Source organism: Nocardiopsis oceanisediminis, assembly GCF_048595525.1.
GTDB classification, from domain to species: Bacteria; Actinomycetota; Actinomycetes; order Streptosporangiales; family Streptosporangiaceae; genus Nocardiopsis_A; species Nocardiopsis_A oceanisediminis.
The window spans coordinates 269,198-282,857 of sequence record NZ_JAFMZJ010000002.1; the positions used below are offsets into that span (position 1 = coordinate 269,198).

12 protein-coding genes are annotated in these 13,660 nt (G+C 71.7%); 3 read left to right on the forward strand and 9 right to left on the reverse strand.

Going from position 1 to position 13,660, the window contains the following annotated elements; translation table 11 throughout:
- Positions 1 to 42: 42 nt before the first annotated feature.
- Genes J0910_RS31245 through J0910_RS31285 form a run of 9 tightly spaced genes read right to left on the reverse strand, consistent with a single transcriptional unit; the run spans position 43 to position 9,611 of the window.
- The gene (locus J0910_RS31245) at positions 43 to 807 is read right to left on the reverse strand and encodes a hypothetical protein (protein ID WP_420162355.1); all 765 of its coding nucleotides are present in this window, start codon (positions 805 to 807) and stop codon (positions 43 to 45) included.
- Positions 804 to 1,325, reverse strand: coding sequence for a DUF4913 domain-containing protein (locus J0910_RS31250; protein ID WP_420162356.1), 522 nt, complete (start codon positions 1,323 to 1,325; stop codon positions 804 to 806). Before J0910_RS31250 ends, J0910_RS31245 begins: the two co-directional genes overlap by 4 nt.
- Positions 1,322 to 3,061 carry a type IV secretory system conjugative DNA transfer family protein gene (locus tag J0910_RS31255; protein ID WP_420162357.1) on the reverse strand — a complete coding sequence of 580 codons (1,740 nt, stop codon included), beginning with the start codon at positions 3,059 to 3,061 and terminating at the stop codon, positions 1,322 to 1,324. Before J0910_RS31255 ends, J0910_RS31250 begins: the two co-directional genes overlap by 4 nt.
- On the reverse strand, positions 3,061 to 4,650 hold the full coding sequence (locus J0910_RS31260; RefSeq protein ID WP_420162358.1) for an ATP/GTP-binding protein: 1,590 nt from the start codon (positions 4,648 to 4,650) through the stop codon (positions 3,061 to 3,063). The genes J0910_RS31255 and J0910_RS31260 overlap by 1 nt, the downstream gene beginning before the upstream one ends.
- 9 nt (positions 4,651 to 4,659) lie before the next feature.
- Positions 4,660 to 6,156 (reverse strand): SCO6880 family protein, encoded by a 1,497-nt coding sequence (locus J0910_RS31265; RefSeq protein ID WP_420162359.1) that lies wholly within the window; start codon positions 6,154 to 6,156, stop codon positions 4,660 to 4,662.
- Positions 6,143 to 7,852, reverse strand: coding sequence for a TrbL/VirB6 family protein (locus J0910_RS31270; protein WP_420162360.1), 1,710 nt, complete (start codon positions 7,850 to 7,852; stop codon positions 6,143 to 6,145). Before J0910_RS31270 ends, J0910_RS31265 begins: the two co-directional genes overlap by 14 nt.
- A 2-nt stretch (positions 7,853 to 7,854) precedes the next feature.
- On the reverse strand, positions 7,855 to 8,649 hold the full coding sequence (locus J0910_RS31275) for a DUF8175 domain-containg protein (RefSeq protein ID WP_420162361.1): 795 nt from the start codon (positions 8,647 to 8,649) through the stop codon (positions 7,855 to 7,857).
- Positions 8,650 to 8,709: 60 nt separating this feature from the next.
- Positions 8,710 to 9,003, reverse strand: a complete 294-nt coding sequence (locus tag J0910_RS31280) for a hypothetical protein (RefSeq protein ID WP_420162362.1) — start codon at positions 9,001 to 9,003, stop codon at positions 8,710 to 8,712.
- Complete coding sequence (locus J0910_RS31285; protein ID WP_420162363.1) at positions 9,000 to 9,611, reverse strand: DUF6668 family protein; 612 nt, start codon at positions 9,609 to 9,611, stop codon at positions 9,000 to 9,002. Before J0910_RS31285 ends, J0910_RS31280 begins: the two co-directional genes overlap by 4 nt.
- 328 nt (positions 9,612 to 9,939) lie before the next feature.
- Between J0910_RS31285 and J0910_RS31290 the strand changes: the two genes are divergently transcribed.
- The 3 genes from J0910_RS31290 to J0910_RS31300 all read left to right on the forward strand — a co-directional run bounded on the left by J0910_RS31290 (position 9,940) and on the right by J0910_RS31300 (position 13,314).
- Positions 9,940 to 11,025, forward strand: coding sequence for a VldE C-terminal domain-containing protein (locus tag J0910_RS31290; RefSeq protein WP_420162364.1), 1,086 nt, complete (start codon positions 9,940 to 9,942; stop codon positions 11,023 to 11,025).
- Positions 11,026 to 12,065: 1,040 nt separating this feature from the next.
- Positions 12,066 to 12,821 carry a MinD/ParA family ATP-binding protein gene (locus J0910_RS31295; protein WP_420162365.1) on the forward strand — a complete coding sequence of 252 codons (756 nt, stop codon included), beginning with the start codon at positions 12,066 to 12,068 and terminating at the stop codon, positions 12,819 to 12,821.
- Between the two features lie 10 nt (positions 12,822 to 12,831).
- Complete coding sequence (locus tag J0910_RS31300) at positions 12,832 to 13,314, forward strand: helix-turn-helix domain-containing protein (protein WP_420162366.1); 483 nt, start codon at positions 12,832 to 12,834, stop codon at positions 13,312 to 13,314.
- Positions 13,315 to 13,660: the final 346 nt, after the last annotated feature.

Below are 13,660 nucleotides of genomic sequence, written 5' to 3' on the forward strand. Positions count from 1 at the left end.
CCGGCCGGCGCCCCCTTCCTCGCGGGGCGCCGGCCGGTGGTCTCAGCGCCCCTGGGAGGTTTCCAGGGAGCGCGGCTTCGGACGGGTGGCGCGGGCGCCGAGCCGCTGCCGGCCCCGTGGCGCCTCCCTCGGGTCGCTGAGGCCTTGCCGGACCCGGTCGACCGGTTCGCGGATCTGGAAGTCGATGTCCTCGCGCGGTTCGCGAGTCTGCTCGCTCCGCTGGGGTTCTCCGGTCTCCTGCTGCTCCTGCCGGAGCTCTTCTCGGGCCTGGGGGTCGTGCTGGTGTTCCCTGTCGGCCTTCTTCCGGCCGGAGTCCTGCTCGCGGTCGTGTTCTGCTTCCTCGCGGTCGGGGCCGCCCCTGGCCTGCTCGGCCTCTTCCAGGCTCTGGCGGGCCTCTTCGACCATCTGGTCGACGGTCTTGTTCTCCCGCAGGTCGACCCCGTAGTGCTCGCGCACCCTGTGGTGGATGAGCTCTTCGGCCTCTTCGGCCTGCACTTCGTGGTCGCGCCAGCCCAGGGCGTGGCCGTAGACCTCGGCGATCTGGGCGGGGGTGGCCTCGCGCCACCACTGCGGGTCGTGGACGGCCTCCAGCTTCTCCCGGGACTCCTCCCATGCCCCTTTGTAGAGCCTGCGCGCCTTCTCGCGGTACTCCTTCGTCTCCTGGCGGCGGCGCCAGACCTCCTTGAGCTTGGGCAGGGCGGTGGAGATCTTCTGAGAGAGGCTCTGGTAGGAGGCGACGGCGGCGCGCCAGTTGGCGCTCAAGGCCTCGGAGATGCCGTCGTCGGCCTCATGGTAGCCGGTGCTCACTGGCGGCCTCCTGTGCGCGCGTCGGGGAACAGCCCGGGCGGGGGCGGGGTGTAGGGCAGGGGTTCGCCGAGCTTGTTCTCGTCGGTGGAGGCGGCGAAGGGCCCGTCGGGGTCGAACAGGGCGCTCATGTGGTGGTCGGCGTGGTCGCGCCACCAGGTGCTCATGCCGGTTCCCCCGTCCAGGCGCAGGTTCTCCCAGGCGCGCCAGAGCGATTCCAGGCGGGCGATGGCCTCGGGGTTGGTCCACCATTCGGCCGACCAGCGGCGCTGGCCGCGGGCGGAGACCTTGCGGCGGTAGAGCGGGGTGATGTATTCGCGGACGAATTCGTCCACCGAGCCGAAGTAGAGCTCGGCCTGGTCCTGCTCCGCCTCCTCGTCCAGGGGCGAGGGTTCGTCCTGCTGGGGGGCGGTGAGGCCGTTGGCGGCCTCGTCGGCTTCGATGAAGGCCATCATCTCGGCGAGGGCGTCCTGGTAGGCGGCCTCGTCGGTCTGCTGCTCCGGGGTTTCGGGGCGGGTCATGGCTGTCGCCTCCCGGGTTCGTGCGCGGCGATGGAGTCCTTGACGGCCTGGGCGCGGGGGCCCGCCATCCAAGGGACGGTCTGGATCAGGGTGGGCGGGGCGCCGGAGGCGATGGCCACGGCCCTGCCGCGGGGCAGTGCGCCCAGGTCGGCGACGTCCATGGTGGTCATGTCGTTGAGCGAGCGGGTGGTGGAGCGGCTGTCGCTGCTGATGCTGGCCGAGACGGAGCGGCGGTCGTGGTCGCCGATGAGCTGGGACAGCTCCTGCAGGAAGGCGGTTTCGGAGACGCCGCCGCCGTAGACCTTGACGTTGGCGGCCGACCACAGTTTGCGCATTCCCGCTTCGCCCCACACTTCCACGCCCTGGGACCACGACTGCAGGATGGCCATGAGCACGATGCCGCGGGAGCCGTAGTGGGAGTACTGGTTGGGCAGGTCGGCCCACTTGCAGACGTTGGCGACCTCGTCCAGCACGCCCAGCATCGGCCGTTCCAGGCGCCCGCCCCGGGATCGGGCGCCCAGTTCCTCCCCTGCTTCGGCCACGGCCACGGTCAGCGCGGTCACCAGGGGTCCGGCGGTGCCGGCTCCTTCTTTGGACAGGCTGTAGAGGGTGTGGCCGCCGGTGGCGAAGGCGTGCGGGTCGAAGTGGGGGCGGGTGTCGTGGCCGCCTTGGCGGGTGATCCAGGGGTGGATGCGGGTGTTGGTCAGGCAGGCGGCCATCTGCGCGGCGGTGCCGGCCACGCCGGCGCGCTGCTTGTCGGGGGCGTTGACGTTCTCGGAGACGGCGTCGGCCTGGAGGGGGTAGTCGTGGTCGGCGAGGATGCCCACCGGGGTGTCGTCGGTGGGGCGGGTCAGCCAGGTGTAGACGTCGGTGATGGGGCGCTCGTCCAAGGCGGCGGCCAGCAGCAGTCCGGCGAGCAGGTTCTTGCCGGCGCCGTCGAAGAAGGCATCGGTCTGGGCGGAGGCGTCGCGGGTTCCGGAGGCGAAGTGGCCGGCGAGCTGGGCGGCCTTGACCTCGTCGGTGACGTAGGAGAGCGGGTTCCACCACCAGGTGGGCTCTTCGGTGGCGATCTGCTGGGGGTCGAACACCCAGGGGGTGTTGCCGGTGATGTCGGCGCGCACGTCGCGGGTGGCGTCGGTGGCGTCGCGCTTGTTGGAGGTGACCAGCACGCTGGAGCCGGCGGGGGCGGCCAGGATCGCCGGGATCGCACGGGAGGTGGTCTTTCCTGTGCGGGGGCCCCAGATGTCGATGTGCATGTCCTCCCAGGAGCCGTAGAGCATCTGGGAGCCGTCGACGGTGCGGCCGATGGGCACTCCGGGCGAGTCGGTGATGCCGAGCCGGCGGGCGGTGGCGGCGGCGCCCTGTTCGGTCAGTGCGGCGAGTTCGTCGCCGGAGCCCATGTAGGTGGCGGCCGCGTCCACGCGTGAGCGGGCCTTCCTGCCGCGGCGGCGCAGCCAGGTGATGAGCACCGCAGTCCCGGCGGCGAGCAGGACCTCGGCAGCGGCGACGGCGGTGGCTCCGCTGCTCCAGGAGGCCTCGCCCAGGGCCAGGGCCACGATGAGAGTGAACGGGTTGGCCGGCAGGTCCTGGGCGGGGTCGGCGAGCAGGTTGGCCAGGTGCAGCGCGGCCCAGGCGCCACCGACCAGCGCGGCCAGGGCCACAAGGGCGATGGCGCCCAGGATCGCCTCGGCGCTGACGGTGGAGGGCTGGGAGGTGCGGCGGTTGGTCGCGGGCATCAGCCCACCTCCGCCGGGGCCGTGCCCCCGCCGATGCGGCTGGTCTCGTGCCAGCGCTTGTTGGTGTCGTGGACGGCGGCCTCGGCTCTGGTCAGGGACACGCGCAGGGGGATTCCGGGGCGCCCGCCGACCTTGGCGAGGAACTTGCCGAGCCCGGGCCGGGTGCCTTCACGGCCGGCTGCGGCGTCCCAGGCCGGGGGGTCCTGCCAGCTGGCCAGCAGCCGCTGCTCGGCGCGCGACATGCGCACGGCGGCGTTGAGCATGCCCATCTCGGCTTCGGGGAGCCCGCCGCAGATCACCATTCCGGAGCGCTCCACGAGTCCGCGGGCCTTGGCCCGGTCCTCTTCGCTGGGCAGGGCCATCAGGTCGCTCATGGTGTGGGTGATCATGGTGGTGCCCACCCCGTACTGGCGGTTGAGGCGGCTGAGGGAGTCGACGCGGTCGACCAGGCCGCGCCCCACGCGCAGCGCCCGCCACAGCTCGTCCATGACGACGTAGTAGTGGCGGCGGGGCTCCAGGCCGGCGTCGGCCAGGGCGTGGGCGACGTTGACCGAGGCGAACCCGTTGGACCAGCAGGCCAGTAGCACGGCGGCCTGCAGGTCGGTCTCGGAGTCGTCGATGGAGGAGACGTCGAAGACGACAGGCCGGTCGAGCTTCATGGGGGTGGTGGTGGGGGCGGAGAAGATCTCGCCGAGGCGGCCTCCGCCGGTCAGCCCGATCAGCGAGGCCTCCAGGTGCTCGGTGATCTCGCGGTAGCGGTCCATGGATCCGCGGTCCAGGGCGACGTGGCGCACTTCCTCAGGGGCGTCCTGGATGACCTTGAGCAGGTCGGGCAGGACCGGCACCCCCTCGTGGCGGTCGTCTAGGACCTTCAGTGCCCGGTCGAGGATGGTCTCCTCTCGGTCGGTGGGCGGGGCCGAGCGCACGATCGTCAGCAGGGAGGAGACCATGGTCAACCGACGCCCGTGCGCGTCGGCGATGACCTGGGAACGGGCCTTGCCGGTGAGCCGGTCTGCGGCGGCCCTGGCTTCGCCGGGGTCGAGCACGTTGAGGTGGCCCAGCCCGCGGCCCAGGCTGATGACCTGGCCGCCGAGCGCTTCGATGAGGTCGACGTAGTCGGGTTTGAGGTCGCCGAGGACAAGGGGCTGCACCCCGTAGCCGGCCAGGCCCAGCGCCATGCGCCGCACGATCGTGGACTTGCCCAGCCCGGGCAGGCCGAGCACGAACGCGCTGGGGTTGGAGATGAGGTTGGCGCGCTGGAACCAGGAGATGGGGTCGCAGCACACGGTGGCGCCGGTGGTCAGGGAGCGGCCCAGCGGCACGCCCACCATCGGGGCGCCGGCCCCGGCGGCGAAGGGCCACAGCCCGCACACCTGCACGCTCGTGCCCCGGTATTCGTCGGCCATCTGCACCAGCAGGGACGCACCCCCTCCCCGCCCGCTCCAGCCGCGGGCCCCGGGCCGCTTGGGCGCGGCGGGCGCGGCCTTCTTCACCTTGGCCGGCTTTTCAGCGGTGCGCGCCTTCGGCGCGCCCTTCTCCTGCTCCGCTTCTGCGGAGGTTTTGGAGGATTTGCGGTGGCGTTTGAACATCTCGTGCTCCTAGAACTGGTCGCGCAGCTCGGCGGGCACGCGCAGGTGGCGGGGCAGCACCAGGCCCAGCGGCAGGCCCGCGGCGAACGCGGCGTCCTGGGAGCCGTAGGCCGTGCGCAGCCGCAGCCGGGCGGTGGCCGCGAGGTTGTCGACGGCGGCCTTGGCATCGGGCAGGCGGGCCGGGTCGGTCACGGTGGCGGTGACGAGCACCCCGAAGTTGACCAGGGCGGCGCCGGTGGCCTCCTCGTTGGCGGTGGCCTGGGCCTGGCGGGTGGCGACCATGTCGCGGGCGGCGGGTTTGCGGTTGGAGGTGGCGCGGAACTGCGCGGCTCTCAGGTCGGACTCGACCACCGCGGCGGCCCGCGCCGGGTCCAGCGGCCGGTACAGCAGGGTGACGCGCTTGCGGGCGATGTCGCGGTGCGGTTTGACCAGCCGCTCCAGGATGGCCGACTGCACGTTGCCCCGGGGGGCCTCGGTCATGGTCCACGACACCGACAGCCCGCTGTCGTGGCGGTAGTGCTCCCAGAAGGCCTCGGCGGCGGCCGGGCCGACGTTGGCCCAGTCCATCTCGGTTGCCTCCCCGTCCGCGCGGGCCTGGTCGATGATCTGGGCGGCGGCCGGGTCGTAGGCGGTGCGCACCGCCTCGCACAGCTCGGCGGCGGTCAGCGGGCGGGCGGCGCCGGCGCCGGTGGCCGCCAGCCGACCGGTCAGCGACGGCAGCCGCGTGGCCAGGTCGCGGCCGACCTCCTCGGCCTCGCGGCGCTTGCCGGTGGATCCGACGGCCTTGAAGGTGACGGTGATGTAGGCGCGCACCTGGGAGGACCCCGACGGGTAGGTCCGGGTCACCTCCTCCAGCATCTGCTTGGCCAGGGCCGGGGCATCGGGGTCGGTGTTGGCGGTGATCTCCCGGCGCAGCCGGTGACCGGTGTCGGGCGCGGTCTCGATGGTGACCTGGGCGGCCTCCACCCCGGGCTCTTCTCCCAGGTTGGCCAGCCACGCCCCCCACCCGGCGACCCACTGGTCGACCTGGGAGCGGTCGACCAGGGAGGCCCCGTCGGGGTCGGAGCCCAGCACAACGGTGTAGTGGGAGGTGAAGGGCACGTGGATGAGCGCGAACTTGCGGCCGTAGGAGTCCTCGTGCTCGCTGAGCCGGGAGGGGGCGGCCAGGCCGGGCAGCTGGTAGGTGCCCCACCCGGCGCGCCCCAGCGGCCCGGACCGGTACAGGTGGGATCCGGCCGAGCGGGCGTTGGCCCAGCCCAGGCGGATCCCGGCACGGGAGAGCAGGGACCGGCCGTGGCGGTCCTTGACCAGCAGGACCAGCAGGACGGTGCCTAGCAGCACGGCGGCGACGGCGCCGGCGGCCAGTCCGCCGGCCATCACCGCGAACACGCTGATCATCAGCCCCAGCAGCAGCCCGACGGTGCCCAGGGCGCCCAGCCCCATCAGCCCGGGGGAGGCAGGGCGGCGCCAGTTGCCGTAGGTGCGCGGCTTGTCAGTTGCTGCCATCGGGCCCCTCCGTCGCTTCGCGGGCGGTCCCCTCTGCCCCGGCTTTGACCGCGTCCCCGGCTTCCTTGACGGCTTCGGCCGCCTCGATCCAGGGGGCGGCGCCGGCGGCGGCCGCGCCGGAGGCGGCCGCGCCGCCCGCCTCGGCTCCCCCGGTGCCGGTTGGGGCCTCGCTTCCGGTGCCGGTGTCGGCAGGGCCCTCGCCCTCGGTCCGGGCGCCGGTGGGGTCGGTTCCCCCGTCGCCGGTGCCGGTGTCGGAGGGGTCGTCGGCCCCTTCGGGATCCTCGCTCAGGCCTCCGCCTTGCTGCTCGGCCGGGGCGTCGCCTTGCTGGTCTTGGCCGCCTTGGTCCGGTGAGGTGGGGGCGCCACTCGCCGGGCCACCCCCTCCGCCGTCGTCAAGGGAGGCTTCGGACTCGCCCACGCCCTTGCCGGTGCTGATCGCCCCGGAGGCCATCTCCCCGGCCTTGCCGAACCCGGCGGCGGCGACCCCGGCCATGGCACCCACGGCCGCTCCCCCGCCGCCCAGGCTGGCCATGGGGACCACGAACTTCATCAGCGCGGGCAGCGCGACCAGGGCGACCAGCATCAGCGCCAGCCCGGTGACGACGTTGTGCAGGGTGGGGGCGACCTTGTTGCCCTCGCCGACCATGGTGAAGGCGATGGCGTAGACGATGGCCGCAGCCGGCTTGTACAGCAGAAACGCGATCAGCCACCCGCAGGCCTTCTTGAACCAGGACTGGCCCATCTCGGTGTTGGTGAAGGCCGCAGCCAGCGGCAGGACCGCGGTGAGCATCACCAGCATGCCGTCGCGGATGATCATCAGCATGATCTGCACCAGCGACAGGAGCATCGCGATGGAGCCCAGGGTGATGACCAGCATCACCCCGAAGGCGGGCTGGGCGCCGGTGGCCAGCCCCAGCATCGTCAGGACCCGGTTGCCGAAGTCGTCGTTGGTGGAGCCGTCGGCCACCAGCCACTTGGCGAATCCGTCGGAGGCCTGGATGAACCCCGAGATCGCGTACACGCCCGCGCCGCTGACCACGGCGAACAGCAGCAGGGACTTGATCAGGTCCTTGCCGGGGGCGGCGCGCTGCTCCCAGGCCATCCTCGCTCCGGCGACGACCACCGACAGCACGACCGCGGCGCCGATGTACCACCACAGGTGCTGCTGGACCAGGCGCACCGGGCCGGAGGCCATCGCCGAGGGGCCCGAGGCCATCAGGCCGCGCACGATGCCCGAGGAGGAGGCGATGATCACCGAGGCGACCAGGATGGTCAAGATGGTGCGCAGGTGCTCGCCGCCCTCTCCGCGGCGGGCGCGCAGCGCCATCATCGCCCCGGCCGCCATCAGCGACAGCACGCAGATGCCCAGCGAGACCCACACCGTCCACTCCAGGACGGTCTCCAGCCACACCGAGCTCTTGTGCGGGGGCTGGGGCTGAACGGGCCGGTCGGATTCCCCCGAGCGGATCAGGTCGGTGGTGGGCATGTAGACCCACAGCGTGCCCAGGCCCGTGACAGCCTGGCCGACCGCCTCGTTGATCGCCTCGGCGATCGACTGCAGGCTCTCCGACAGGGAGTTGACGAGGAACTCCTTGGCGTCCTCCTTGATATGGCAGTTGGCCTGATACCAGGAGCACTCCGACTCCGGTTCCTCTTTATCGGCGGGCAGGACGCCGGGAAGCACTCCGGGAAGCACGGCTACTTCCCGACCCCGGTGAGGATGTAGCCCGTGGTGTCGTGGATGGAGACCAAGGGGATCACCATCTCCCCGGTCTCCTCATCGGTGACGACCTTCCAGTCGCCGTCCTCCCAGCGCAGGTCCACCGTCACTGATCCCAGGCCCTCGCTGGTACCGTCGCTGGCCCACAGCGCCACGTCCACCCGGGCCCGCTCGACGGCATAGGCCAGCAGCCGTGCCCCCTCCAGGCGACCCCGGGCCTCATCGGCGCCGGCGGGCTCCTCCTCCAGGCGCTTGAGCGCGGTGTCGCGTCCCGGCCCCTTGGCATACATCTTGTCCATCACCTCGCCCATGACCGCGGGGTCGGAGGTCATGCCGACGTAGTTGAGGCCGGCCAGGACCGCGCCCTCCGGTGACTGGGCGTAGCAGTGCCGGAAGCCGCTGTTCTCGATAACGCCCGGCCCGTGGGCCTTGGAGGTGGGCACTTGCATGGTGCCTGCGAAGTCCTTCCAGTGGACGTCGGAGGGGAACTCGCCGAACTCGTCCTTCTCGCTGGCCTTGAGCCCGCAGGTGCTGGAGCTGCCGTCGCTGCGCGGCACCTCCTGCTCGGGGTATTCCTCTTCACCGACCGCGTGGGAGGACGGCGAAGGGGCCGCGCCGCCGGACTCGCTGTCGGGGCCCCCGAAAAGGGTTGTCGCGGTGACCACTACACCGGCGACCGCGATCACGCCGACGATGCCCGCCGAGGCGATGAACCCCTTGCCGGCGAACGGGGACGCCGAAGCGGGGCCTGCGGGGTTTTCCTCGCCGCTCATTGAACCGCCTTTCTATCTGACTGAGGGCTCTACGGCCTGCGCGAACAAGGGCGCAGGACGTCAGCCGCCGGCGCCGCTGGTGCGGACGAGGAACCCGATCATGGAGACTGCGGCGGCGATGACGACCACGCCGCCCAGCACCATGAGAATCCGCCCCATGTGCTCGCCGCCTTCTCCGCGGCGGGACTGGATCGCCATGGTGGCGCCGGCAGCGATGAGCCCGCCTACGCACACCGCCAGCGCGACCCATTTGACCCACTGCAGGATCGTGAGAATCCCCCGGGAGCCGGGCGGGGGCTCCCCCGTACCGGGGTTGGGGATATTCACCGCGATATCGACGAGCAGCTCATTCATTCTGCGGCCTTTCCGGATTCGGGGTTGATGAGGGCCGCGGTATCGGCCAGCAGGCGCCGCACCGGCCGCGGAAGCAGGGAGGGCTCGGGGGGTTCGGCCCGCCAGGCCTCGATCCAGGGGATGCGCCAGGTGCGGGGCAGGCCTCCGGCCACCAGCGCGGAGAAGTCCCGCAGCGCCTTGGGCGCCCGCCCGGGGGCGTCGGCGACCAGCGCCAGGCCGAGCAGGTCGACATCGACCTCGCCGCGGGCCCACTCGGTGGCGGCCTGGCGTGCCCGCTCCAGGCCGTGGAGATGGGTGCGCGCCACCAGGACGACGGCGGGGCGGCCGGTTTCAGCAACCGGCCAGGCGTGTTCTGCGCCGGCCGTGCCGCTGAGGGCGGCCAGTGTGGATTCGCCCGCGCCCCCGTGGACGCCCAGCCACCACAGCCTTCCGCTCCCCGGCGGTGTGCTCCTCCTGGGCAGGGCGGGGCCCGCGGGGGCGGGGATGAGCGGTTGCGGAGCAGGGGCGCCTGTCGGAGGCGGGGCTTCGGCCCCCTGCAGGTCGCCGGCCGCTGGGGCGACAGGGGTCATCGCGGATGCGGCGCTCAGCCACGGGTTCTCCTCGGGCACGGCCGCCTTTCTGGTCCGCTGGTCCATTGGTCCGCCAAAAAAGGAAAATCAACGAGACTCCGCGAGAATGCGGGCCCCTATGGCCGACCACACGTTAGCGCATATCGGTCGGAAGTAAAATCAGATATCAGATACCCCTCAAGTGCATACACTGCTAGCCTGTGGCGGACAATCCCCGCAGTCACCCACTGCAATGCCACCTTCCAGCACTTCAGGGCTTCTAGCTGGACTTTTTCCAGCGTCGCCTTTCGGAAACAAAAAACGCATTGCGCATCACCACTTATTTCTGTACCAAAAAGGAGTGAGAGTGGAGGGAAACAAGGGGGCAATGGCCTTTGCGGCCGGTTGTCTGCCGTTCCTCTTCATCGCCGCGCTCCTCGGGTTCCTGGTGATCTCCCCGGGCGGCGGTTCCTGCTCGCCCACCACCTCGGTCTCCGTGGACGGCGACGTCCCCAAAGGCCCCATCGGCAAAGGCTCCTGGAGCGGAGAACAGCTGGTCAACGCCGCAATCATCATGAACGTCGGGGCCGACATGGGCCTGTCCGTGCGCGACCAGACCATCGGTGTGATGACCGCCATGGGCGAGTCGTCCCTGCGCAACCTCGACCACGGCGACGCGGCCGGCGAGGCCCTGGTGGCCAGCGGCCAGATCGAGGAGGGGTCGCGCGGGCTGTTCCAGCAGCTGGGCAACGGTGCCTGGGGCTCGCATGAGGACCGCACCGACCCCGTCCGCTCCAGCGAGATGTTCTTCGAGCAGTTGGAGAAGGTCGACGGCCGCGACGATATGGAGCCGACCCTGGTGGCCCACACCGTGCAGCGCAACGCCGACGCCTACCACTACGCTCCCCACTGGGCCGACGCCAAGAAGGTCGTGGCAGCGCTGTCGGGGGTGGCCGCCGAGGCGATTCCTGTCAGCTCCGAGCAGTGCGAACTGGCCGGCGGCGGAGGCGAGCCGGTCATCAGCGAGGACTGCGCCCCGGTCTCGGACGGAATCCACCCCTCGGCCTGCCGCGCCTACGCCGCACTGACCGCCGAGTTCGGTGAGTTCTGGGACCCCAACGGCGGAGTGGGCTGCCAGGACCCCCGGGACGGCACCGGCGACCATCCCGTCGGGCAGGCCTGCGACTACATGCTCTCCACCAACAGCCAGACCCCCACTCCCCAGATGCAGGCCAATGCCGTGAAGGCCATCGACTGGCTCATCGCCCACCACGAGAAGCTCGAAGTCAAGTACGTGATGTACGACGAGCACATCTGGAACCCCTCCAAGGACCCGGTGGGCCCCTGGGAGAAGGTCAAGAACTACCGCGGCGGCCGCTACAGCCTGGGGACCTACGGCGGCAACAAGACGCTGGCCCACATCGACCACATCCACCTGTCCACCGGCCCCTGGCACCATTCGAAAGGGAGGTAGCCGTGAGCACCGCACCTGAGATCAGCGCCGAGCTGCGCGCCGACGGCACCGGGCTGCTGCTCATCGGCGGCACCGAGCAGACGATCACCGCCCCTGACTCCACCGCGGTGCGCGCTGAGGTGCTGCGCCGCATCGCCGAGCGCGCTGCGGCCGACGGCCGCCCCCTGGAGGCCACCACCCTCGACCCCGACGGGCGCAGCTGGCGGCTGCTCGTCGGCCCCGACGGCTCCGTCGCACCCGCTCCGCAGGCCCCCCGGGAAGTCGAAGGAGTGCCCCACGAGGCCCCCCTCCCGGAGGGGTCCGCCCCGGAAGGGGAACCTGCTGCTCCTTCGGAGCGCTCCACCCCCGGTGAGAGCGGCGCGGTCCCGGAGAAGGCCCAGGAGGAAGCGGCCGGGGAGGGGGAACCCGCAGACCGCTCCCCCGCTTCCGCTGGCGCCGCCCCTGAGCGGCCTCTTCCCCCAGGGGCCGAGGAGCTCTCCCGCACGCCCGAAGAAGCAGGGCAGCCCTCTCCTCCAGCTCCTGCCCGGCCCTCCGGGGAAGACCGTTCCGGCCGCCGTCCCTCTCAGGGCGGCACCCGCCCTGAGGGCGGCCGACCGGCTCCTCCTCGTCGCTCCCCGTCGGCTCCGCAGGGGCCCCTCACGCATGAGGGCTCGGCCCGGACCGGCCAGGAGGGTCCTGCCAGCCCCTCTCCCCCGTCGGCGGCTCCCCGCGATCATCAGCGGCAGAAGGGCCCCGGGGGAACCGCCGCCGATCGGCTCCCTCCGCACCTCTCCCCCAAGGTCGGAGCGCAGCCGGCTCCCGGGGCGGCCGGGACTCCGCCCCGCGTCCGGCCAGCGGCACCGGACGGCACCGCGGGAGTCCCCGCGGCCGCTCCCCCAGGCTCTGCGGGCGGCCCTTCCAGAGCGCCTTCGCTTCCCCCGGCGCACGCCCCCGCCCCACCCCCGCCGGCCGCTCGGGGCGGCGCACCGGCTCTCCCGAAAGAACAAGGAGATTCGAACCCGCTCCGCAGACCTGCCGCCCCTTCCCAGGTCTGGGACTGCGTGATCGCCGACCGGAACCGGTCGCTGCAGCTGCATACCGTCGTGCTCTCCTGCAAGGGCGGGGTGGGCAAGACCACCACTGCGGTCGGCTTGGGCAGCGCGCTGGCGCTTCTGCGCGGCGAACGGGTCGTGGCCGTGGACGCCAACCACTTCGGAACCCTGGCGGGCCGGGTGCACGACGCTTCCGGAGCGAGCCTGTCAGAGCTGGCCGCCGACGCCGATGCCGGGCGCATCCCAGATTTCAGTTCACTGCGCGGATATCTCGGCCACAACGGCGGGGGGCTGCACACCGTGGGCCATGGCCGCTCCCCTAGTACGGGAGCCAGTGAATACGAGGCGGTGGCCGGGCTGATCGAGCACCACGCCGACGCGGTGCTCACCGACTGCGGGACCGACCTGGACCGCGACCCCGTGATCGCCGCCGCCGTCGCACGGGCCGGCCGCGCCGTCGTTGTAGCCGACCCCACCGAGGATGCCCTCTCGGCCGCGGAGAAGACCCTGGCCTGGCTCGGCGAGGCCCACGCGGCTCTGGCCCGCACCGCTCTCATCGCGCTGTGCCAGCGGGCTTCGCGCACCCAGCGCACCCGGGCCGCGGCCCAGCGCCTGGGCGCTCACGGCGGCACCGTGGTCATCGTCCCCTTCGATCGCCACCTGCAGAAGAACGGAGTCGTGGACCAGCGGCGGCTGCGTCGGGCCACCCGTAGCGCCTATACCAGGCTCGCCGAACTGATCAGCCCGGGAACAGCAGCCTCCTGAGACGGCCTCGATGAACCATCACGCAGAGAACATGCTGAGTTTGACCGCTCAGCACCTGAGGACTCTGGCCCGCTCTCTGGCCTCCGAAGCGGAGAAACCCGACGGGACTCCAGCCGAGGCCGCCCTGTCCTTGAGCGAGCTGCAAGCCCTGACCCTGCTGGGGAGGCTTCTGCAACTGCAGATCGATCAAGCCGCCCATCGGGCCTATCGCGCCGGAGCCAGCTATACCGCGCTCGGTACCGCGGCCGGCCTCTCCCCTGCCGGAGCCCGGGGGCGGTGGTCTTCCCCGGGAATCCTTCGGCGCCCAGGGCGCCGGGCGGCTCTGAAAGAGCGCGATCTTCTGCAGGCGCAGCGCCGGCGCGCCGCCGGTGAGGCGGTCTCCTCGATCGCCGAGGATCTCGGAGTGGACCGCTCCACGCTCTACCGCGCCCTCAAACGGTCCTCCCCCGCCGCCCGGGAGCGCCCCGATCGGGAGGGCTCCCAGGGGCCGTGAAGCGCTCCTGCGCGGCCCTGGTGTAAACCGGGTTTACACCAGGGCCTCTTCTTTCGGGTGGGGTTTTGTTCGGCCCGCTGCCGGGAGAAGCCTCTGCCCGGCCGGATCCGCACGCCCCCGCTCTGGTGAGCGGGGTATTGCGCGGCTTCCCTTGAGAGGAGGCCGTGCAGGCGGAGGCCTTGTTCTTCCCCTGTGGGGGTCTTTCCGGTTCACAGTCCGCCGCCGGTCGAGTCGGCCTTCCCTTGTGAGGCCGCACCGGCCCTGAGCTGATCTCGCTGCTGGAGGGTTCAGCGGCTCAAGGCCGCGTCGGAAGTCTCTGCCGGGTTTTTCCGGTAGAGCGGGAGTT

What these genes read in the sequence shown, in the direction of transcription:
- J0910_RS31255 (WP_420162357.1), bottom strand. Translation starts at nt 3,061, where the DNA reads ATGCCCGCGACCAACCGCCGCACCTCCCAGCCCTCCACCGTCAGCGCC.
- J0910_RS31275 (WP_420162361.1), bottom strand. Translation starts at nt 8,649, where the DNA reads ATGAGCGGCGAGGAAAACCCCGCAGGCCCCGCTTCGGCGTCCCCGTTC.
- J0910_RS31290 (WP_420162364.1), top strand. Translation starts at nt 9,940, where the DNA reads ATGGCCTTTGCGGCCGGTTGTCTGCCGTTCCTCTTCATCGCCGCGCTC.
- J0910_RS31250 (WP_420162356.1), bottom strand. Translation starts at nt 1,325, where the DNA reads ATGACCCGCCCCGAAACCCCGGAGCAGCAGACCGACGAGGCCGCCTAC.
- J0910_RS31265 (WP_420162359.1), bottom strand. Translation starts at nt 6,156, where the DNA reads ATGGCAGCAACTGACAAGCCGCGCACCTACGGCAACTGGCGCCGCCCT.
- J0910_RS31280 (WP_420162362.1), bottom strand. Translation starts at nt 9,003, where the DNA reads ATGAATGAGCTGCTCGTCGATATCGCGGTGAATATCCCCAACCCCGGT.
- J0910_RS31260 (WP_420162358.1), bottom strand. Translation starts at nt 4,650, where the DNA reads ATGTTCAAACGCCACCGCAAATCCTCCAAAACCTCCGCAGAAGCGGAG.
- J0910_RS31300 (WP_420162366.1), top strand. Translation starts at nt 12,832, where the DNA reads ATGAACCATCACGCAGAGAACATGCTGAGTTTGACCGCTCAGCACCTG.